Genomic DNA, 20951 nt, shown 5'->3' with positions numbered 1-20951 from the left:
CCTAGCTTTCTAATACTAGTGTACACGAATGAAACGGTTAAGTCACTGCTATTTTATTCTCTTTCTTTCGGTATAATGATGGAGCATAGTATATAAGCTACAAGTCCACTTCCATATGTGAAAAAACATATTACCCAGATTAAGCGTATAATCTTAGGATCAATTCCACAGTATTTAGCAATACCTCCACAAACCCCAGTAAGTTTTTTCCCTTGATTGATTCGATATAATCTTTTTTTCACTCGTAACACCTCTCTAATTATCGTACTCTATTTTTCTTCTTTTTGTTATGATTAAGTCCGTTTAATATTAGGGCAGCTAGACAACTGCACAATAACAGGATTAGGATACTTCCCATTCTGTTTCTAATCGTTGTTATATGATAGCCAGATAGATTGAATACGGCTGTAATGGGATATAGTTTTTTTAAGACATTTGACATAGCCGCAAACATTCCGGCAACACAATAGATCTCCGTCACTACTAATGCAAGCCAATATTTTTTTAGTCGGGATGTGAATGCAATAATGGGTGAGATTGCAAGGAATACACCTACACCGTCTAGTAAATATTCCTTCAATGCGCTTATAACCAATTCTGCCGATAAATTCGTACTATGTAAAATTACTTCTGTTAAAAATGTTATACTAAAAAGCAATAAGTACAGTAAGATACTGAACACGAACGTAATAATCATTTTTGCTAAGGTTAGCTTTCCCTCATTGATAGGAATGAGACGTAAGGATTTAAGTGTGTCTTCCTCTTCTTCACGGCAGATCATATAGCTCCCCAAAAGTGCAATAACCGATGGAAGGACAAAGAATGTTGCCCATGGTTGGGCTTCATCCATATACCACCCCGCATTGTCTATATACCGCGCTCCATCACAAACTGTCTTTAACCCATAATGCACCTCAGGTCCTTTATACTGGTCTAACCCGCCTATAAAAACAATGGAAGCTAACATAAGGGTTGCAAAAATCGTGATCCAAACAATCTTTGAACGGCGAATCTTTTGGCATTCCGCCCAAAGTAATATACGCATGCTCCACACCTCACTTTCTTCTTTTCAATGCAATATTCGAAAGTAATAAAGCTACAATATCCCAAATTCCAATACAAAGAAATGCGAATGGTATATTCATCTCCTGTTTCAATACAACCCCTGGAATGTCATTATTGCAAATAACAATAAGTGCCATACTTGATATTGGATGTAAATATGCATTTATTGACATTAAGATGAATCCAGAAAAAGCATATACCAATGTAACACAAGCAGGAAGAATGTATCCTTTTTGTGATGCGGCGATTGCTAATATGGGTAACATTACAAAAGCAGAGAGAACACCTATTATAATACATTTTTCCAACAAATTGAGAATGCTTCCCCATTCCAATGCAACATATCCGGGAATTACACTGAATATCACCGAAGCTACAGCTGTAATCAACATAAAACAAATGGAGTAAACGAATACAACAAAAAATTTACTTAATAAATATCCCATTTTGCTAACAGGCACAATCCAAAGTTGCTTCAACATATCATATTGATTTTCTTCACGCATAAGCATTGTACAAAGCATCCCCAATACGATCGGTAGAATAATAAAAAGAGTAAATCCATACGCAGACATTTTATAAAATTGCATTGGTTCAATATCTTTTTTTCCAAAATAATTAAAGTATAAAAGCGCCAGAAATGGCATAATAAGAGAAGTTGACAGCATGAACCAAACAAATTTCCTACGACGTAATTTTAAGAATTCTGTCTGAATTAGGTTAAGCAATCCCCTCACCTCCTGTTATCTTTTTGAAATAATCCTCTAAGGTATCATTACAAAAAGCCGAACTAATCACTGCCACATCTTGCATCACAAGAGCTTTATTGATTGCTGCCATATCCAATGTGGTATTATAAAGTCGTAGCGTATGATCGTCCTGTACCGAATACTCTTTTACTCCAAATTGCCGCTCCAGTATGAGTGTAGCTTTAGGTAAATCCGAAACTTGCACTTGAATATATCTTCCATTTTTCTGTCTTAACTCCTCCATACTACTCTCTTCCAACAAAATCCCTTGGTCAATGATACCAATATCATCCGCCAATAAGGCAATTTCTGAAAGAATATGACTGGATATAAGAATGGTCTTTCCATATTCAACGCTTAATTTTTTAATAAATTTTCTCATTTCTGCTATGCCAATAGGGTCAAGTCCATTGGTTGGTTCATCTAATATTAACAGCTCAGGATCATGAAGAATTGCGTTTGCAATACCAAGTCGCTGTTTCATACCAAGTGAATATTTACTGAATAACTTTTTATCTTTATAGGGAAGACCAACAACTTCTAATGAATTCTTAACTGCATTGGGAGCGGCCGTACCACGCAGCTTCGCGAAAATCTCCAAGTTCTCTGTCCCTGTCAGATTGGGATAAAAACCTGGTGTTTCAATGATTGCTCCAATACGGGGATATATTCGTTTTTCTCCTCCTTTCATATTCTGTCCAAATACCTTCACTTCGCCAGAGGTAATTGGCGTCAGTCCTAAGATCATCTTCATGATTGTTGTTTTTCCAGCTCCATTGCGTCCAAGAAGTCCATATATACGGCCTTTTCCAACATGGATACTAACTGCATTAACCGTTGTTTGGTCACCATAGATTTTAGTCAATTGTTTGGTCTCTATCAGAAAATTACTCATATAACGTTTCCTCACCTTCTATCGATTTTCTTTTGTAATACGCTTGCGAATATACCAACAACATCGATTACAATTAGAAGTATAATACTTGAACCTTGCCAAAACCTTGTCAAGACCTTGCTTTTATCTTGTTTTTCAAGTAGAACACAAAAACCCTGCGCTATGGCAGGGCTTTTGGCAATAAAATTGTAAATGTAGTTTTAAAACCAAGGGCGCTTTCTACGGAAACGGTTCCCTTATGGGCGCTAACAAGCTCTTTGACAATGGAAAGACCAAGACCATTCCCTTTCGCAGATCGAGAATGATCACACTGATACATTCGTTCAAAGATATGAGGAAGCTCCTCTGTGGATATTCCGTTGCCATCGTCTGTTATTGATATACCTACCTGTTGCTCCTCCACAGTAATACACAACTTTACATGGGTGGCATTGCTGTGAATTATGACATTCTGCAACAGATTATTCAGAATACGTGTATATGCATTGGGATCAACTCGTATGATGCATTCCATTTCAGGTATTTCAATATCATAATTCAAACCAGCATTTTCTAAGATTGGAATCCAATCTGCCATAATGTTTCTGGATAATTCGTTAAGATCAATTAATTCATAATGAAAAATCTGTTCTCCTGCATCTAGTTTTACCCATTCAAACAGGGCTGTGACAAAGTCTTTCAGTCGATACGCTTTCTCAGAAGCAACATGGATATATTCATCTCTTTCCTTCCCATCTACCAAACCATGTTCTATTGCATCTAGATAACCAACAAGAGAAGCAAGCGGAGTCTTAACATCATGTGAAAGACTTGTCATGAGACGTTTGTATGCCTGCTCTGCTTGCCTATGCTGAATAAGTCTAGCCTGACTATTCATCGCAATCTCATTGATATCATAGCAGATTTGTTTCGTCATATCGCCTTTTCTTGCAAGAACACGGCGGTTAAGGTTTCCAGTATTAATATCTTCTAGTGCAGCTTTTATCACTACAAGCTGTTCATGAACACGATGAAGTTTTAACACAAGCCAAAGAATAATGAGGATCGAAAGAAGGAGCAGTAATAAAAGAAAGGGATTCACTTCCATTTTCATACCTCCTTATTAAAACGATAGCCTACACCTCGCACCGTCTGTATATAAACTGGATGTTCAGGATCTGGTTCAATTTTCTTACGCAACTTACTAATAAAGGACATAATATTGCTATCATCAAATGCATATTCATCATCCCATACTTGTGTATAGATCTGCTTTTTTGTATATACACGCCCTTTGTTTCTTGCCAAAAACAAAAGTAGATCAAATTCCTTACCAGTCAGCTCTATCAATCTATCATGTACAGTCACTGTACGATTGGCTTTATCAATTAGCATATCTTGTAATACAACACTCTCGTTATCCGTCTCAGCCATAGGATTCAGTGTAGTATAGCGACGAATAAGTGAATTGACACGAGCCATTAATTCATTAATACTAAATGGTTTTGTCAAATAATCATCTGCACCTAATTGCAACCCAGAAACCTTATCCTCCTCGTCACTTTTTGCAGTAAGCATAAGTACAGGAATATTACTTCCTTCCCTGATTTTTTTCAATACATGAAATCCACTCAGATCGGGCATCATTACATCTAAAATAACAAGAGTAAGTTTTTCCTTATTTCTATCTACCAACTGCAATCCCTCTATACCACCATTAGCAAGCAAAGCTATCATTCCTTCATGTTCTATACATTTTTTCATAAGTGCACATAATTCTTTGTCATCATCTATAATCAAAACTTTATTCATCATTATCCTCCTACTTATTACCCTCATGTATATCTGAATGATTTTTTATGTAAACATTCCTTTTAATGCTACTCATTATATACGGGTATCATAATAAATACAAGAATCAAAACAGATACAAAAAAATTGTATCACTGACATACTATTGTCAGTGATTAGTATGTATACTCCTCTTATAAGTGCTTGGTTCTTAATACCGAAACAAACGTGTACAGGCTCAATGAACGAATCATTGTTAGCAAAATAACATGTTGAACCAACACTTTCTATTACAAAAAAGGAGTGTAAACATTATGAACATAGGAATACTAGGAACGGGATTTGGTGCATATCATGCAGAACTCTACTCTCATATGACAGAGGTTGACGAGATTTATGTGTTTGGCAGAAAGCCAGAAAAACTACAGAAATTACAGGAGAAATTTGGTGTTCATACCGTTACAGATCCAGAAGAGATTTTACAAAATGATGGAATTACTCTTATTGATCTTTGCCTACCAACCGCACTACATAAAGAATATTCCATTCGAGCACTGAAACAAGGAAAACACGTCTTTTGCGAAACCCCAGTCGCCTATACACTTGATGATGCTTATGCGATGTTAGAAGCAAAACAGACTTATGGCAAGCATCTGATGGTTGATCTTTTCATTCGCTTTGAATATGCATATGAACTCCTGGCTTCCTATGTCAAAGATCATCGTTATGGTGCTCTTCGTAAGATACAGATTCAACGAAATACCGCACCTATATGGGGTGATTTAGGGCCAGACAAGATTGTAATGGATCTGATGTCACATGACATTGACTATGTTACTTCTTTGTTAGGACCAACAACGAATATACAAACTACTCTTGTACCTGGAAAGGAAGGACAATGTGCCGTATCCGCTCTTTGCACGTATGAACATGCTTATGCTGAGATTAATGCCTCCTCCATGATGCAGTATGGTTTTCCATTTGTTGTGTCCTTTGAAGCCATTTTTGAAAATGCTGTTGTTCGTTATCATGAAGATGGTTATGAAACACAGGTAGATACCCGTTTTCAATTGTTTACAGATAAGAAGCAGGAAAATCTGCCCCTACCTGCAATCAATTGTTATGAAAAGAGCCTTCAATATGTATTACATGCAATTCACGCACAGGAGACTCCAATCATTGATATCAAAGAAGCTATCCAATCCTTAGAAATGGCTACCCGCATCCGCGAGAGCCTTGCCCGTTAAAATCTGATATTTCATCTTCTTGGCATTCTGTAATTTATCCACCAACGGTTTCATCCAATCAGGACTGAGCTCTGGTGGATATGCCAAGCAATAGGCTAACTTACAATATCCCAATAGAATAACAAACTGTTTTGCCAGATTCAATTCTTGTTCAGTTGGTGCAGGCATATCTTCCATATAGCCCTTCATAACTTCTTCTTTTACCAGGGACTGTCTATCCTCTGGTATGTCTTCTTCAATGTTCATAAAAATCTGAACAAGATCGATGGCATAAAAATGATACATGGAGTCATCAAAATCAATGATACTCATCTCTTCCTTTTCCTCATCCCAAAAAACATTGTCTAACTCAAGATCATAATGGCATAAACCATAATTACTCTCTGTCTTTTCGATTGTTTGAAAAGACTGCTCCAACTGTGTGGCTATCTCTTGAAGCTCCTGCTCTTTCGCATTGGTAAGAATCGTATGAATCCAAGCAAATGCTTCCTTGAAATCCGCTCGTTGACAAGCAACTCCCTTTTTCTCTAATCGTTTCGTACTAGACAGTTTATGTAATTTTCCTAACTGGCTTCCCCATTCCCTTGCAACCTTAGGGGTAATATCCAGTTCTTCCAAAGGTTCTCCATCTACACAAGCAAACAATACGCCGAGGAAGCCGTTCTCTTGTATCACATAGTTTCCTTCTTTCGTCATTACTGGCTGATTCGCTTGTATTCCTTGTTCCCTTAGATACAGAATGTAAGCAATTTCCCCCTGTATGCTCTCGATGTTTCTCTCATCTTCCGTGGTATAGCGAAGGAAATACACTTTGCCATCTGCTTTTACCCAATAGATCACATTCGAGGAAGATCGTAGGAAACCAAACTCCACTTTTTCAAATGCATAATGCTCGATTAACTGTTGTGCTACGTTATCATTTTCAATCAAATTCTTTAGTTTTAAAATAAGAACCACCATATCCTTTCAAATGTCTGTAATGTCACACCTCTTTGTGACATTTTCCAATCTCCTAGAATGCTATTCTTAGCAAAGATATTCCTATATAGGAAATCGCAACATGCGAGTACGTATTCCCCGGAGGGTTTATTTACTAGGAAAGTCGGAGGACTTTCCTAGTATATAAAAAAGGTACCTCTGCATGTCATCAGAAGTACCTTCACAAATTCAATATTCATATTCACATATAAAGATTGCACCCGCATCAAAAAAAACGTCATAGCTCCCGTTAGTCTAACAGCGTTATCACCATTTCTTTCTGTTCATGGGCTCAATTAATCGATCTATGAATAACTAACCGCACGTGTATGTGAACAATACCGAGTATTTCTGATTTCAAGCATTCTGTTTTCTAATTTTCTCATATATTGTTCACCTACCTTTCGTTCTCTAGGGCTCATTATAGAACCCATTTTTAGGTTTGTCAAACACTTTTTGGTAATCACTTATAATCGCTCTATGAATGTAAGTACTTCCTCATATTGTGGTTTTTCTTTTGCAAACTCCCTAATTGCAGTTATTGCTTGTTGTTTAAACTCCATATAAACCGTTGAACCATATAGTTTTGATTTGGATAATCCGGATGCGAGTAACAAAGGGACTTGTGGAAGGGAAGGCATATGAAGACAATCCATTATATAATCATTTAATATGTTGCGTTCCCCATACATCTTATTAAATGGTACAATTTCATTCACAATAAGAGTCTGCATCAAAGATTGACCAAGACTACTTAAGTATTCCATCAGATTCTCGTTCTTTGGTACTTCATACCGTGAATCGGATTGGTCACATAATCTTTGTTTGGTGATATAGGCAAATACTTCTTCTACATGTTCCATAAGGGAATTTCCCATTTCCTTGAGATGGATCTGTTTTGTTATCTTCTCCACTTCCTCTTTCGCGGCATTCACAATCGCTGTTTTTATGTAGAGATACTCCTCATCAGCAGATATATTACCTGTAAGCAACCAGATCAATCCATTGGACTTTGCCATAGAAAGTAAGACTTCCTTACTCCATTCCCCACCACTTAATACCGGACCAATTCCAGGGAATACTGGTACTAAGGTGATTGTCTTATATTCTGTATAATAGTAGAATAATTCATTTAAGAAAAGTGGTAAGCTTCTCGTCAATCTTCCGAGATTGGTCTCCTTTTCGGAATGTGCGACTTTTTCTTTTCCTTCCTCCGCATTGGAATATACAATGACTCCGATTCGTTCTGTGGCATGCTCTTGGTCAACGCTTCCTAGCATGCGTAGATCTCCCAGATTGTATTGCCAGATTGGTTTCTCCAATCCACAGGTCTCCATCTTCGGCATTGTCTGCATATTGTCTTCTTTTTGGTCCTGTAATTGTTCTTCCAAAGCTTCAAACTTACTGGATAGCTGCATTAGATACTGTCGTAAATCTACTCTATTCGTTTTCATTAATGAAGAAAGCAATTCTTTCCCCTTCTGTACATTATGTGTCATAAGATATGCTTGCAACAGATTCATACCAATCCGTTCATCATTCTTCGTATAGTCATACAACGGTTCAATAAGATCGATCATCTCTTTTACAAGTCCTGCCTGCCCCATGTCACCAGATATTTGGAAGAGCACATCCTCTTTATCCCCATATTCTTTCACTAATTGCTGATAAATCATTAGAGCCGTCTTATGATCCTTATTGTTCCCATAATTCCTTGCAATGTATAAACTTGCACGATAACTTCCTGGAATTTTACTGATCTCTTGCAATGCCTGCACATAAGCTGCCATTCCGCCTTCTTCTTTTTTTATTGCCAAAAACCAAGCTAACCCATTATCTTGGTTTGGATCAAGTTGTAATCCCTCCCAAAGGGTAGCAAGGCACTCTTCATGTCTCCCCTGTTCTTCTAACGTCTTTGCCAAATTCGTCAGTACGGTACCTGTCTTTCCATACTTCTCTATGTACTCTTCTAAAATCTCCTGGGCCTCTGCGTTTCGTTTTACCTTCATATACACAATTGCCAGGATTACATATCCACGTTCTTTTATCGTATCAATCTTCTGCAAGTGTTGTGCAGCTTCTACAACATACTCCGTCAAACCATCATTAACGGCATACAAGATATCATTATACAAATTGGTAGGCATCTCCCAATGTTTCTGTAATTGATCTGGTAAAACCTTCTCTACCCATTGAGACTTGGTAATCAACATTTTCCTTCCATACGCATCGTAACAGGTGATCTGTTGCTCTTCTGATTCATCAAGCGTACGATTTCCTGTCCTACCCTCTTGTTCTTTCTCAGCAGTATGAATACTCTTCGTTTTATTCGTTCGATCTTCTGTTGTTCCCTCCTCTGCTATCCTCTCTTCGGCTACTCTCTCTTTGGTTATTCTCTCTTCTGTTGCTCTCTCCTCTGCTACTCTCTCTTCCGTTACGTTCTTTTTCTTGAACCGATCCATGAATCCCATAGAAATGCCCTCCCCTGATGCTCGTCTAACGACTTTCTGATTTTTCTTTAACTATACCTTCCTCTCCGTGAATTTTCAATACCCTATGCCAGATTCTTGTGTCTCCCCCTCTAGAATAATTCCAATGTTCCTTCCTTGATTGCCTTATGTTCTGCATAGACTAGGATCAATCTTGCTATGATTAGATAACAAACACTGAGTAGTACTTCCCCCAAAAGTAATCTCATAATCTGTTCCATCGTAAAATCATCACACAGTAGCTTCGCAGCTTCCACACTTCGTGTAAGTGGTAAAACTTTTGCGATACCTCTCCCCCAGAAAGGGAGTTGTGCTACTGGAAAGTTCGTCCCCGTAAAGATCAACATAACAGCACTTACCGTATTTAGAATCAGATGCATCTGATCTGTTAATAGCCCAATTGCTCCTATTGCCAATCCAAAACTACAAGCACCTACCATTGCAACACCTAAGATACAACCATATAATCCCCAATGAATTTTTCCTAGCGGCACATGAAAGAAAACGCCTCCTAACAAAAAGCCGACTAACGTAGTGAGAATACATACCAAACATGGGAAGAAGCCTTTTTGGAGCATGATCTGTAACTTGGATAAAGGTGAACAGATTATCGAACGAATTCGACCACACTGCTTTTCTCTCGTAAATACAATACCTAAAGAAAAGATACACACCGAAGTACAAAGTAAAAATGAATTTCCAATTACCCAACTCGTCAAATCACTTGTTTTGTATGTATAACCAGCCAGCAAACAATAAAACACTAACGTTAAAAAGGGATTTAGTATATTAAGTGTTAAAAATTCCTCCAAACGAAAAGGGCCTAAATGTCCTTTAAAATCAACAAAACTCATTTTAATAAATTGTTTCATAATTAGCTCACCTCCAATGTTGCGTTCACTCGAATTTGCATGTCAATCACTTTGTAAATGACCCAAATGAATACCATACATATTCCTGTTGTAAGCATACAAATTCCGAAACTTCTATTGAAAGCTTCTGTATTACTTACACCATCAATACTCATTCTTAATAACTTGACCACCCAGGTAATTGGAATGCATTTTGAAATTGTTTGTGCCCATACGGGTAACTCTTCAATTGGAAATGCAAACCCGCAAAAGAGGATGATCGGTAGTTCCAAAAGATTCATATAAAGGGAGGTCTTTCTAGATAACATAAGCAAATACGCAATGCAAAGCGCAACAGACGAAAAACTTATGATCAACAATAGGAAGGAAAGGAAAAGATAGATTGGACTCCCTATATGAATACGCTCAAAACAAATTAACTTGACGGTAAGATAGGATATAAGAATACTTGACATCGAAAGAAAGGTATTCCCAATGATCTTGCCAAGGATCACTAATCCAAAACTTGTTGGTGTGGCATAAATTAATGGTAACGTCCCCATATAGCGTTCTCTTTCAATGTCACCAATTGATGAAAAACAGATACAACCCCAAAGTGCCATTAATCCTGCATTCAACACTACGTATGATAAGAAATTTGGTTGTCCCGACTGCAAAAACATATGGTATAAAAAGAATGCATTCATGATTGGATTTACAATTAAACAGAAACGAAACATTGGTCGTATCCAGGAATTTTTTATTTGTAATTGGATTGTTTTCAATAAAATCTTCATACCCCTTCTCCTCCTTTTCCTTCTCGATTGGATTCGTTATATTGGATTAGCTGAATGTACACCTCTTCTAGTGATTGGTCTTTGTTAAGAGAATATTTACTTTTCATATTCGCAGGTGTATCTAAGGCAATCAACTCTCCGTGATTCATGATCGCAACTCGGTCACACAACTCATCGGCTTCATACATATAATGTGTCGTAAGCAATACGGTACACCCTTTTTCTTTCAACCCTAAGATAATGTTATGTAGCATCTGGGCTCCAATTGGATCAAGTCCAATCGTTGGTTCATCCATGAAAATGATTTCTGGATCATTGATTAGTCCCCTTGCAATCTGCAATCGTTGAATCATTCCTTTTGAGTACGTCTCAACTAAACGATCCGCATCTTTTGATAGATTAACTAATTCTAATAGTTCCTGCACTTTTGTCTCCGCAACAGAATCAGGCAGTTTATACAAACCTGCAAAGTAAAGCAAATTATCTCTTGCGGATAATCGACGATAAACACCTAGCTCACCACCAAAGATAAAATTAATCTTCTTACGGATATCATTCGCATCTTTGTAAACATCTTTTCCTAGTACCTTACAGGTTCCAGATGTGGGAGCCAATAATGTTATAAGCATTTTTATTGTTGTTGTTTTGCCTGCACCATTTTGACCTAATAAACCGAAAATCTCTCCCTTGTTCACAGAAAAGGATAAACCCTTTACAGCAGTAATCCGTTCTTTTTTCTTACGTAGAATACCTGTCTTTTTATCAAAATCTCGTTGTAATTCCTTTACCTCCACTACTTTCATCATAGTGACCTCCTTTGCCATGCTCATAGTATTCGATGCATATCGAATACTATGATAATCGAACATCATTAAATTGTCAATCGATTTGTTTCTCAAATTGACACCCAAACCCTAGTATAAAAAAAACTTTTAGCTAAAACCTGTTGTTTTCAACAGCTCTTAACTAAAAGTTCTATGCTCACTACCCTATTCTGTTTACGCATACTAAGATACAAGGGCAAAAGTAGTACCCTAATGCCCCGCAAATTCCCTTTTCTTACCTATAAAATCTATAGAAATGTATCTTGCAAAACTTTGATACAATTTTGCAAAGAACGTAATGATATACTATAATACTTTGTACTTCCAACTGGTTCCTCATGTACTAAGCCGCTATCTCTTAATATATTCATATGATGAGATACGGTAGATGTAGCTAATTTCATTTTCTTCGCAACCTCTACTCCTGTTAAATGTTCTTCCTTTTTCAGTAATAACAAGATTCCATATCTCGTTTGATCCGCTAATGCTTTCAATTGTTCCGGTACATTTGCCCTCTTTTCTTCGATTCCATTGTAGTCGAATATTAGAAATTGGTCTTTTCTAAAGATACGTACATATAACCCCGGAAAATAAACCGATGGCATAAAATAAAATGTTTGATAGGGACCACGATAATAACAGTTCTTTCCCATGAGTTCTTCCGAATATGCAAATGGCTCTTTTTCTTTCAACTTTTCTCTTAACATTTCTTTTTGTTGCAACACGTCCGCCTGTTTCCGTTCCAAACACTGCTTCGTTTGTTCGTTCATTAATGATTTCACATAAGAGAAAAATTGGGCAATCCACGTTTGTGTATGATCAAAAAACATTTCAAATGAAAGATATTGTGAAAAGGTATCTGCATATTTTTCAAAAAACTTCTGCTTTCCTTCTTCTCCTTCAATTGCTTCCACTATTTCTTCTTTGGGGATTCCACAAAAATACGTCGTTAAGAACTCTTCTTTTGGTAAGGAGATAAGATACGCTTCATATCGATCAAGTGAGAATTTTTCCATATCAAATTCGATAAGGAATTCTAAAAAGCCCAAACAAAAATCTTCACAAATACTTTGCATAATTTCATATAGTGGCCGATATTTTCCTTCTATTTTTTGTTGCTCCATATTTTTGTAAATCTTATTCAGATATTTTTTCTTAGGAAATGATGTTAAATTCCTTAACGCAATAAATATATACTCTAATTCTTCATAATATACGCAATATGAATTTGGTCCAATTAATTCGTACATGCAACTTCTCCAATATCTATTAATATAAATGATTTTACTTTTACTATACCTTCCTCCCCCAGAACTTTCAATACAAAATCACTTGAAAACACTACTCTCGTTCCTTTTGAGGTGCAGTATAATGTTTGCTTGCATACCTATACTGTTTCATGATATATTTTCTTGCTTCCTTGGCTGATTTTGACCAAGGAACAAGCATATCAAATGCATGGTACGCTCCAGGAAATACTTTACATACCGCATGTACATTGGCTTGCTTAAGCTGTTTCACATATTCCACCGTTTCATCACGAAATGGTTCGATACTTCCAACAAATGTTACAGCAGGTGGTAAATTCCTATAATCTGTTTCACGTGCAGGTGATGCATACTTGGGAATTCGGTCTGGATTCATACCATGAAGATAGCGTTTCCAAGCAGATGCATTCTGTACTTCATTCCAAACAGGGGCATCATTTTCGCGCATAGATTCTGTTTTCATTCTGTCATCTAGCATCGGATATAGGGGCATCTGAAATGCAATCTTTACTTCTCCTTTATCCCTGGCATAGAGACATAAGGCAACAGCCAAACCGCCTCCTGCACTTTCTCCACCAACGAAGATCTGGTCATCACGTATACTTAATTCTTCGGCATGTTTCTTCATCCACAATATTGTTTGATAAGAATCCATCAAAGCAGCCGGATATGGCTTCGTTGATGATAAGGTATAGGCAGGCGAAACAATCACCGCATTGCCTTGTTTATTCAGGATATGTGCCATCGACAGGAATGCCATCTCGGGTGTACCTACTGCGTATCCCCCACCATGAAGCCACAGCACACCTGGAACTTTTTCCTTTTTCTTAAATGGTTTGAAGACAAGTACTCGCATCCTTGTCCCATCTGATCGCTTAACAAAATGGTAGGTCATTCGTTTTGAGTAGAATGGAACATGCTTTTTTTTATTTCCTAAAAAATAATTTTTATTTCCCTTAAAACTTTTATCATTTTTCTTCTTCGTGATTTTAGGTACAAAAAAGCGATACAGGATTCCCATTAACCGTAAATCTTGTGAAATCATATTATCTGTAATCTTCATCCCATTCTCCATTCATTCTCTATTTTCCTTACCTTTTACATGTAGTATATATAACACAAGCATAGCACGAATACATCCTCCTTTCAAACAAATAATTATTTTGTTTTGTAATAAGGAAAATTATGCTATACTTATTTCATTGGTTTGTATTTTAACACAAAATTATAATAAACCAAACTACATATGATGGGGAGGATTTTCATGATACCAATTTTAATCGTTTGTTTTGTTTTGCTGATACCTGAGTTTATCCTTTGTTATATTCGGCAGTATCGAATAGCATTTCTATTACCAACTGTCTTACTTATAATAACAATTATTACACCGATTCGCTTCATAATTGGAATCATTGTTTTCTTATGCAGCGTACTCATGGTCTTAGCATTTAATAAGATTCGTTCCAATGAAAGGTAAAAGTAGATTAAGATTATTTAAAATTTTATCATTTCAATGAATAATAAAAAATATCGGAGACATACTATAAAGGTAAAACCAAACTGAATGTAGGAGGAAGCAATGATGAATAATCTTAGTTACCCAGACATTCAATCTTCGGAGGCTGCAGAAGGCATTGATGCTGGAGATGAGCCAATTGACAGGTTAGGCTGATAGGACGATCAAAAGATCGAATAAATCGCCTCGTCTTATCAGCCTGTAAGGTTTTATAATGAAAAGTCTGCTTATGGCATATAGCAATATATGTTTAAGCAGACTTTTTTCTATCTTAGCGTAAAAAAGAATTTCACACCTCGCTATGTAATTTATCTTTTGATAATGTCTTAAGGAATTGCAAAAGAAGGGGCAAAGTAATCAAGAATGTCACAACATCTGCTATTGTTTGTGCGATTTGCACTCCTGTAATGCCAAAGAAATGTGGAAGAATCAGTATGCAAGGCAAAAAACATACACCGCCCCTAAGAGAAGATAAAAGACTAGCTCTTCCACTCTTTCCAACACTTTGAAACATCATATTCGTACATACCGTTAATGGTTGGAAGAAACATGCAATACATTGAAAACGAAGCGCAGTTATCCCTATTTTGATAACTGCTGGGTCATCACGAAACCAACCAATAACCGTACCAGATAACACAAATCCCACCATTGCAAATGTTCCTAAAAGAATTTCTCCAAAACAAGCGGTAAACCAAAATCCTTTTTTTACTCGCTCGTACTTACCAGCGCCATAATTAAAGGCCGCTACAGGTTGAAATCCTTGTCCCATTCCCAAACCAACCGAAAAGATAAACATACTTATTCTGTTAACAATACTCATAGCCGCTACTGCTGCATCTCCATAAACGGCTGCCTGTGCATTGAGAACCATGGTTGATATACTACTGAGTCCTTGTCGTACCATACTCGGAAAGCCAACACATAAGATCATGATCACTTCATGTAAATCCTTTGTAATAAGATGAATGGATAATTTACTCTCCGTTTTTCCCGATAAGAACATCCCTAACAAAACAATAAAACTGATCAATTGGGACACCGCTGTAGATAAGCCCGCACCTAAAGCGCCCATATGTAAAACAAACATAAAGATGGGATCTAAAACGATATTCAATATCGCTCCAAGCGTAAGACCAACCATGGCATAAGCTGCTCTTCCCTCGTATCGTAAAATATTGTTCAGTACACAACTACTCGTTAAAAATGGGGCTGCAAGCAGGATAAACATTCCATATTGCTTCGCATATGGTAGGATGGTTTCTGTACTACCTAATAGAAGCATAAATGGTTCTAAAAACAGCAACCCCATAACTTCAATGAGCAACCCTACTGTTAATGACAAGAAGAAGGACGTCGATGCAAAACGACTGGCACTTTTCGTATCCTGCTGCCCTAGTTTACGCGAAATAATACTTCCCGCTCCGTGTCCAAACATAAACCCAAATGCCTGTAAAACAGCCATTAACCCAAATACGATTCCCACTGCTCCACTGGCACTCGTTCCAAGTTTTCCAACATAAAAGGTATCCGCCATATTATATATATTCGTAACTAACATACTGATAATGGTAGGAATGCCTAGCGTTATGATCAATTTCGGTACTGGTGTTTCCACCATTTTTATATATTGTGCAGTTTTTTGTTGCTCTTCCATTATCATTACCTCTTTCATCTTGATTCATCAATATTCAACATTATCCATTATATTCCTTTAAAATCAGACTGCCAAGATGAAATTTTGAAAATGAAGCATATTGTCATTTTTAAACATTATCTTTCCGACATTTCTTAAAAACCTTCACCAGTTCATACCAAAACACAGAAATTCCCGCATAGAAAATTACTTGTATGAGTTGCAAGCTGGATAATGGAGCAAGTTTTAGTACATCTGCAAGTGAAGTATACATAATCAATCCAAGGAAAACTATTGTACCGATATTAATCAGCCACATTACTTTATCCTTAATCAAACGTTTTGCTGATTGAAAAACAAATTCATGATCCGAGCTATTGACCTGAACAAGGAATAGATTTGCCAACATAATGATTGCCAATCCCATAGTACGTGCGACTGGTGCTTGTTCTGCATTCTTAGTCAAATTCCAGTAATATGTACCAAAAGAAGCTGCAAAAATCACTATTCCTTGTAATACACTTTTACACAGCAATTTTCCTGTCAGGAGCTTCTCTTTTGGATTTCTTGGGGAACGTTCCATTATATCATTCTCTGCTGGCTGTCGTTCCAATACGATGGAACAGGTAGGATCGATCATAACTTCTAACAATACGACATGAAGTGGGAGTAACAATAAGGAAGCTGGGTTAATTCCTAAAAATGGTGCCAATAAGGAAGCAAAGGCAATTGGTATGTGAATGGTGAATACATATCCCACAGCTTTCCGAATATTGTCGTAGATTCGACGCCCGTCACGAACTGTCTCAACGATTGTGGTAAAATTATCATCCATCAAAATTAGATCGGCTGCTTCCCGGGATACTTCACTTCCTCGTTTTCCCATAGCAATACCAATATCCGCATATTTCAGCGCTGGTGCATCATTCACTCCATCCCCTGTCATTGCAACGATCTCACCATTGTCACGAAATGCCTTTACAATTCGCATCTTATGCTCTGGTATTACTCTTGAGAATATACAAACCTTCTTAACCGCTTCTTGTAATTCTTCGTCTGTCATATGTTCTAGCATCTCTCCCGTAATGCTTTTCAAATTTCCTTTTATACCAATCTTACTCGCTATGGCAGATGCTGTAATTCCATTATCTCCTGTAATCATAACAACACGAATACCTGCTTTGTTACAGATTGCAATATCATTCATCACACTTTCTCTCGGTGGGTCTGCCAGACCGACCAAACCAAGTAACATCAACTTACAGTCTGTAATCTTTGTTGGGATTTCTTCTTTTCTTTCTGGGCATTGCCTTGCAATAGCAATCACACGCAAGCCTTCTTTCGAAAATGCTTCCACCTGCTGCTGCGCTAGCACCAATTCCGCTTCGGTAAGTTCACAGATGGAAAGAACACGTTCTGGACTTCCTTTTACCGCAATAATGATATCATCTTGCTTCTGCCAAACATGCCCCATCATCTTTAGTTCATTGGTAAACGCATATTCCGTCAAGAATTCATTGCTAAACAAATCTTCCTTCTTCACATTATTCTGTTCACAATACGCTAACATTGCTTTTTCCATCGGATCATATACTTCTGATTCACAGCCAAGACCCATTGTCTCGATTAACGTATATTCTGCTTCACTTGATTCTACTGCTAACCAGGTTTTCTGTACCGTCATCTGATTCATCGTAATCGTACCTGTTTTGTCGACACATAGAACTGAAACAGCGCCCAAGGTCTCCACACTGGATAACTTATGTACCAACGAATGTTTCTTAGCTAATCTCCAAGCGCCCATAGAAAGAAATACGGTTAAAATAACAGGGAATTCTTCTGGTATCATCGCCATCGCTAAGGTAACACCAGAAAGAATACTTTCAATCAAACGTGCTCCAAATTTATGATCCGCTATATTGATCCATGTTATGATTGCCACTAGTACAAACAGAATCCCCGCAATTGTTGCACAAGTCCGTACTAATCGATTCGTCTGTTTTTGTAACGGAGCTGAATCATTGGGTGCCACTGCAACTTTGGTACCAATCTTCCCATATTCCGTTTCTGGTCCAATTCGATCTACCTGAATAGTAGCCGTCCCTTGCGTTACTAATGTTCCTGCATAGCAGTAATCTTTTCTCCAGTAATCCTGCGTCTCTTCCACATCGTCCTGTGTAACTTTCCACACGCCCTCTGCTTCTCCGGTCAATGTCGATTCATCTACACATAAGTCAGCACAGCGAAGAACCACTCCATCTGCTGGAATCTTAACGCCCTCACAAACCATCATCAGATCGCCAGGAACTAATTCTACACTGGCGATTCTTTGTTCTTTTCCTTCTCGAATAACCGTAATACTAGGTGCTGATAGATCTTTCAACGCATGTAATGTCTTATCCGTTTTCCATTCTTGGATCACATCAATGCTAATGATCCCTACCACAAAGATTAGCATAATGGCACCATCCCTTGGTTCTCCAAGAATAAAATAAATAATTGCAGCTACCAGTAATAGCAAAAACATTGGTTCACAGATAATATGAAAAAGTTTCTTTACAAAACTCTCCTTCTTCTGTGGGGTTAATTCGTTTTTCCCATACTTCTTCTGCAATTCTTCCACTTGGGCAGTCGTTAATCCTGCCATATTGATTTTGTTTGTCATAAAAGAACCTCCCGTTTTCAATAATCGTAACGTTTGCTCTCTTAAGGCACTCCACATATAATCGGTTGTTCCATAAATGGGTATAAAAATAGCATACCTATGGAACATACTACTGTCCCACAGATATGCTTATTAGACATTCTGTTGCCACTTACCTCGTGGCCCGGCCTTATGCTTATAGCATCGCCTGCTCAGTTCGTACTGTTGATCTCGCATCTCTTTTTAAAGAAATGTAATGCAGTGCAAAGAGTTTTATTCATTATAAGACGTATTCTATTATTTGTCAATCATTGTTTGTTTTTTCTATTGTCGTGTATTTGGAATGCTTTTTATGCTTCGTGTCACCTTACTTTTATGTATCAACTATCACATCTGGCAATATCATTAACTAATTACACGATATCTTAGTCGTATATAAGAATCCTTCAGGATATCACAATGTTCTAAATGCAACACCCCTAACTGCTTTAACGCTTCCTTCTTGCTGATTGCTTCGCCATCGACTAACGTAGGTGTATCTTTCCCACCAATCAGGATTGGTGCATAAACCAGATCAACAAAATCAAATAACTTCTCCCGAAGGAATAATCCATTTAATGTTCCACCTGTTTGAATCGTAATCCGTTCACAGTGAAACTGCTCATATAGCTCTTCTAACATTGCTTTTAGATCTAATTTCTCCTGGTATAGAATATGTACATTGTCTTCCTGTATTGAAAATGCTGGGTGATTCTTGTTCGTTGTAACGAGGACAAATGTTTTCGCCAGTTTACTAAAATACATCACACCATGTTCTGTTAAATTCTTATTATCAATCACAACAAACGATACGGGTGTTTTCTCTGGGTATTCGTCTTCGTTTACTCCTATTTTAGCTTGTACAAAGCCAGAATTCAAAGACCAAAGATCGGTGGTCTTCTCTATATCATAATATTGATGCAAACCTTCTTTCACGCCATCTATATTAGGAAAATCCTGATCAACATCTAATTCACTTGTGTTACCCGTACTGATTTTTCCATCAACGGAACTTAACATATATAAGGTTGTTATTGGTCGTTTACACATCTCAAACTCCTCCTTGTATGGTTTCTTATCCTAACTTTCGTAATGACCATTATTGCTATATTTTCTCCTATCCTTTATCCATCCTCCAGCGATCTGCCACCATATCTGTTTGGCTTATACCGGGTCAATGTCTCGAATCATTGCATAACAATAGGTATGGAAGTACTTGTCCCAAAATCCTCTGGCGTTTGGATTCGCTGTCCCATGTTCTACCCACATATAGGCAATCTTCTGCTCTCTCAATTGTACATTCACAGTTTCTAATAGCTGTTTCGCAACACTTGTTCCCCTATATTCTTCTTTTACGATGATATCTCCCACATTAACCCCCTTCTTACCAACTCCGAATAGTCTGCTTTCTTCTTCATTCACTTCGATTAAGCCAAGCAGGCTTTCTTTATTCTTCGCCGCATATACATGGGTCGTATTATTCAAGAAAAAGTCTTTATACAACTCTTCTGTGAATTCCTCGCCAGGATAGAATACGGGGCTTTTGCGTAAATGGTTAATCAATACGTCAACCAGCTCCCAGATTTCCTGCCAACGGCTTTTTATCTCCTGTTTTGTTAATTCACAGACAGTAACTTTACCTTCTACTGGTATCGTCTGATTGGTGGAACGAATTCCTTCTTCACATTGCATACCAAACTGCAGATAGGAAAAAAGACGAATTGCCTTCTCATCATGCGCATAAAGTTTGATTTCGAAGTGCACTTTATTCTTTGTACATTCCTCTCCAGCAATCTGCTCAAATAGTCTGCTCAGAATCTGCTCTTTACGTTCTCCTATCGCACCATATCCCCAAACAGGTGACATACACCACGTTACTCCAGAATCTCCTTGAAATCGGGAGTAGAGTAGATATCCTAAAATCTCTCCCTTTTCTATACACACATACCCTTTTACGTCACCCATGTTCTCCTTCATTTGCATCATAAATTCTTCTTCTGAACACAGTGGAAGCCATTTGGCATATGTATACTCCTCCAAATATTTTGTATATGCAATTGCAATTACTTTCTCTTGATCCATTGTATCATATGAAATAATATCCATGATTTATACTCCTCTCTAATTCGTAGATTTACTTGTACGGCAAGGTTTCTCTCTCAAACCTTTCTACCCTATCATAC

The 20951-nt window shown here is 37.5% G+C and carries 19 protein-coding genes and 1 riboswitch; of the genes, 2 read left to right on the top strand and 17 right to left on the bottom strand.

Going from position 1 to position 20951, the window contains the following annotated elements:
• Positions 1-53: 53 nt before the first annotated feature.
• The 6 genes from HBB17_RS13740 to HBB17_RS13715 form a co-directional block, all read right to left on the bottom strand.
• Entirely contained in the window at positions 54-242 is a 189-nt protein-coding gene (locus HBB17_RS13740; RefSeq protein WP_167958063.1) for a PspC domain-containing protein, read from the bottom strand.
• A 17-nt stretch (positions 243-259) separates the two neighbouring features.
• Positions 260-1045, bottom strand: a complete 786-nt coding sequence (locus HBB17_RS13735) for an ABC transporter permease (RefSeq protein ID WP_167958062.1) — start codon at positions 1043-1045, stop codon at positions 260-262.
• A 10-nt stretch (positions 1046-1055) separates the two neighbouring features.
• Positions 1056-1802 carry an ABC transporter permease gene (locus tag HBB17_RS13730; protein WP_330588230.1) on the bottom strand — a complete coding sequence of 249 codons (747 nt, stop codon included), beginning with the start codon at positions 1800-1802 and terminating at the stop codon, positions 1056-1058.
• Positions 1786-2709, bottom strand: a complete 924-nt coding sequence (locus tag HBB17_RS13725) for an ABC transporter ATP-binding protein (protein WP_167958060.1) — start codon at positions 2707-2709, stop codon at positions 1786-1788. The genes HBB17_RS13730 and HBB17_RS13725 overlap by 17 nt, the downstream gene beginning before the upstream one ends.
• 160 nt (positions 2710-2869) lie before the next feature.
• On the bottom strand, positions 2870-3796 hold the full coding sequence (locus HBB17_RS13720) for a sensor histidine kinase (protein WP_167958059.1): 927 nt from the start codon (positions 3794-3796) through the stop codon (positions 2870-2872).
• A 2-nt stretch (positions 3797-3798) separates the two neighbouring features.
• Positions 3799-4500 (bottom strand): response regulator transcription factor, encoded by a 702-nt coding sequence (locus HBB17_RS13715; RefSeq protein ID WP_167958143.1) that lies wholly within the window; start codon positions 4498-4500, stop codon positions 3799-3801.
• Between the two features lie 293 nt (positions 4501-4793).
• Between HBB17_RS13715 and HBB17_RS13710 the strand changes: the two genes are divergently transcribed.
• On the top strand, positions 4794-5726 hold the full coding sequence (locus HBB17_RS13710; protein ID WP_167958058.1) for a Gfo/Idh/MocA family protein: 933 nt from the start codon (positions 4794-4796) through the stop codon (positions 5724-5726).
• Here HBB17_RS13710 and HBB17_RS13705 read toward each other — a convergent pair.
• The 7 genes from HBB17_RS13705 to HBB17_RS13675 all read right to left on the bottom strand — a co-directional run bounded on the left by HBB17_RS13705 (position 5685) and on the right by HBB17_RS13675 (position 14008).
• Positions 5685-6686: a phosphotransferase enzyme family protein gene (locus HBB17_RS13705; protein WP_167958057.1), complete on the bottom strand. Its 1002-nt coding sequence runs from the start codon at positions 6684-6686 to the stop codon at positions 5685-5687. The two genes, HBB17_RS13710 and HBB17_RS13705, sit on opposite strands and share 42 nt — an antisense overlap.
• A gap of 485 nt (positions 6687-7171) precedes the next feature.
• Positions 7172-9166, bottom strand: a complete 1995-nt coding sequence (locus HBB17_RS13700) for a tetratricopeptide repeat protein (protein WP_167958056.1) — start codon at positions 9164-9166, stop codon at positions 7172-7174.
• A 119-nt stretch (positions 9167-9285) separates the two neighbouring features.
• Positions 9286-10065 (bottom strand): ABC transporter permease, encoded by a 780-nt coding sequence (locus HBB17_RS13695; RefSeq protein WP_167958055.1) that lies wholly within the window; start codon positions 10063-10065, stop codon positions 9286-9288.
• Between the two features lie 2 nt (positions 10066-10067).
• Positions 10068-10841, bottom strand: coding sequence for an ABC transporter permease (locus tag HBB17_RS13690; RefSeq protein WP_167958054.1), 774 nt, complete (start codon positions 10839-10841; stop codon positions 10068-10070).
• Positions 10838-11647 (bottom strand): ABC transporter ATP-binding protein, encoded by an 810-nt coding sequence (locus tag HBB17_RS13685; protein ID WP_207717354.1) that lies wholly within the window; start codon positions 11645-11647, stop codon positions 10838-10840. The genes HBB17_RS13690 and HBB17_RS13685 overlap by 4 nt, the downstream gene beginning before the upstream one ends.
• A gap of 266 nt (positions 11648-11913) precedes the next feature.
• Entirely contained in the window at positions 11914-12915 is a 1002-nt protein-coding gene (locus tag HBB17_RS13680) for an ArsR/SmtB family transcription factor (protein ID WP_167958053.1), read from the bottom strand.
• Positions 12916-13006: 91 nt separating this feature from the next.
• Positions 13007-14008: an alpha/beta hydrolase gene (locus tag HBB17_RS13675; protein ID WP_207717353.1), complete on the bottom strand. Its 1002-nt coding sequence runs from the start codon at positions 14006-14008 to the stop codon at positions 13007-13009.
• 189 nt (positions 14009-14197) lie between these two features.
• On the opposite strand from HBB17_RS13675, the gene HBB17_RS13670 reads away from it, so the two are divergent.
• Positions 14198-14410, top strand: coding sequence for a hypothetical protein (locus HBB17_RS13670; protein WP_167958052.1), 213 nt, complete (start codon positions 14198-14200; stop codon positions 14408-14410).
• Between the two features lie 328 nt (positions 14411-14738).
• Here HBB17_RS13670 and HBB17_RS13665 read toward each other — a convergent pair whose 3' ends face one another.
• The 4 genes from HBB17_RS13665 to HBB17_RS13650 all read right to left on the bottom strand — a co-directional run bounded on the left by HBB17_RS13665 (position 14739) and on the right by HBB17_RS13650 (position 20874).
• Positions 14739-16124: an MATE family efflux transporter gene (locus HBB17_RS13665; protein WP_238483752.1), complete on the bottom strand. Its 1386-nt coding sequence runs from the start codon at positions 16122-16124 to the stop codon at positions 14739-14741.
• A gap of 91 nt (positions 16125-16215) precedes the next feature.
• Positions 16216-18750, bottom strand: a complete 2535-nt coding sequence (locus HBB17_RS13660) for a cation-translocating P-type ATPase (RefSeq protein WP_167958051.1) — start codon at positions 18748-18750, stop codon at positions 16216-16218.
• Positions 18751-18860: 110 nt separating this feature from the next.
• A riboswitch (NiCo riboswitch) is annotated at positions 18861-18955 on the bottom strand.
• 179 nt (positions 18956-19134) lie between these two features.
• Positions 19135-19818, bottom strand: a complete 684-nt coding sequence (locus tag HBB17_RS13655; protein ID WP_167958050.1) for a dihydrofolate reductase family protein — start codon at positions 19816-19818, stop codon at positions 19135-19137.
• Between the two features lie 114 nt (positions 19819-19932).
• Positions 19933-20874 carry a GNAT family N-acetyltransferase gene (locus HBB17_RS13650; RefSeq protein WP_167958049.1) on the bottom strand — a complete coding sequence of 314 codons (942 nt, stop codon included), beginning with the start codon at positions 20872-20874 and terminating at the stop codon, positions 19933-19935.
• Between the last annotated feature and the right edge of the window lie 77 nt (positions 20875-20951).

Source organism: Anaerosporobacter faecicola, from assembly GCF_012070565.1.
GTDB lineage: Bacteria > Bacillota > Clostridia > Lachnospirales > Lachnospiraceae > Anaerosporobacter > Anaerosporobacter faecicola.
The sequence above is the reverse complement of the archived record's forward strand: the minus strand, read 5'-3'. Positions and strand labels throughout refer to the sequence as shown.

Bases quoted from the DNA above. Each gene is read 5' to 3' on its own strand.
- HBB17_RS13685 (WP_207717354.1), bottom strand. From the start codon at position 11,647: ATGATGAAAGTAGTGGAGGTAAAGGAATTACAACGAGATTTTGATAAA.
- HBB17_RS13655 (WP_167958050.1), bottom strand. From the start codon at position 19,818: ATGTGTAAACGACCAATAACAACCTTATATATGTTAAGTTCCGTTGAT.
- HBB17_RS13715 (WP_167958143.1), bottom strand. From the start codon at position 4,500: ATGAATAAAGTTTTGATTATAGATGATGACAAAGAATTATGTGCACTT.
- HBB17_RS13700 (WP_167958056.1), bottom strand. From the start codon at position 9,166: ATGGATCGGTTCAAGAAAAAGAACGTAACGGAAGAGAGAGTAGCAGAG.
- HBB17_RS13665 (WP_238483752.1), bottom strand. From the start codon at position 16,124: ATGAAAGAGGTAATGATAATGGAAGAGCAACAAAAAACTGCACAATAT.
- HBB17_RS13660 (WP_167958051.1), bottom strand. From the start codon at position 18,750: ATGACAAACAAAATCAATATGGCAGGATTAACGACTGCCCAAGTGGAA.
- HBB17_RS13695 (WP_167958055.1), bottom strand. From the start codon at position 10,065: ATGAAACAATTTATTAAAATGAGTTTTGTTGATTTTAAAGGACATTTA.
- HBB17_RS13690 (WP_167958054.1), bottom strand. From the start codon at position 10,841: ATGAAGATTTTATTGAAAACAATCCAATTACAAATAAAAAATTCCTGG.
- HBB17_RS13710 (WP_167958058.1), top strand. From the start codon at position 4,794: ATGAACATAGGAATACTAGGAACGGGATTTGGTGCATATCATGCAGAA.
- HBB17_RS13720 (WP_167958059.1), bottom strand. From the start codon at position 3,796: ATGGAAGTGAATCCCTTTCTTTTATTACTGCTCCTTCTTTCGATCCTC.
- HBB17_RS13725 (WP_167958060.1), bottom strand. From the start codon at position 2,709: ATGAGTAATTTTCTGATAGAGACCAAACAATTGACTAAAATCTATGGT.
- HBB17_RS13680 (WP_167958053.1), bottom strand. From the start codon at position 12,915: ATGTACGAATTAATTGGACCAAATTCATATTGCGTATATTATGAAGAA.
- HBB17_RS13650 (WP_167958049.1), bottom strand. From the start codon at position 20,874: ATGGATATTATTTCATATGATACAATGGATCAAGAGAAAGTAATTGCA.
- HBB17_RS13735 (WP_167958062.1), bottom strand. From the start codon at position 1,045: ATGCGTATATTACTTTGGGCGGAATGCCAAAAGATTCGCCGTTCAAAG.
- HBB17_RS13705 (WP_167958057.1), bottom strand. From the start codon at position 6,686: ATGGTGGTTCTTATTTTAAAACTAAAGAATTTGATTGAAAATGATAAC.
- HBB17_RS13670 (WP_167958052.1), top strand. From the start codon at position 14,198: ATGATACCAATTTTAATCGTTTGTTTTGTTTTGCTGATACCTGAGTTT.
- HBB17_RS13675 (WP_207717353.1), bottom strand. From the start codon at position 14,008: ATGGAGAATGGGATGAAGATTACAGATAATATGATTTCACAAGATTTA.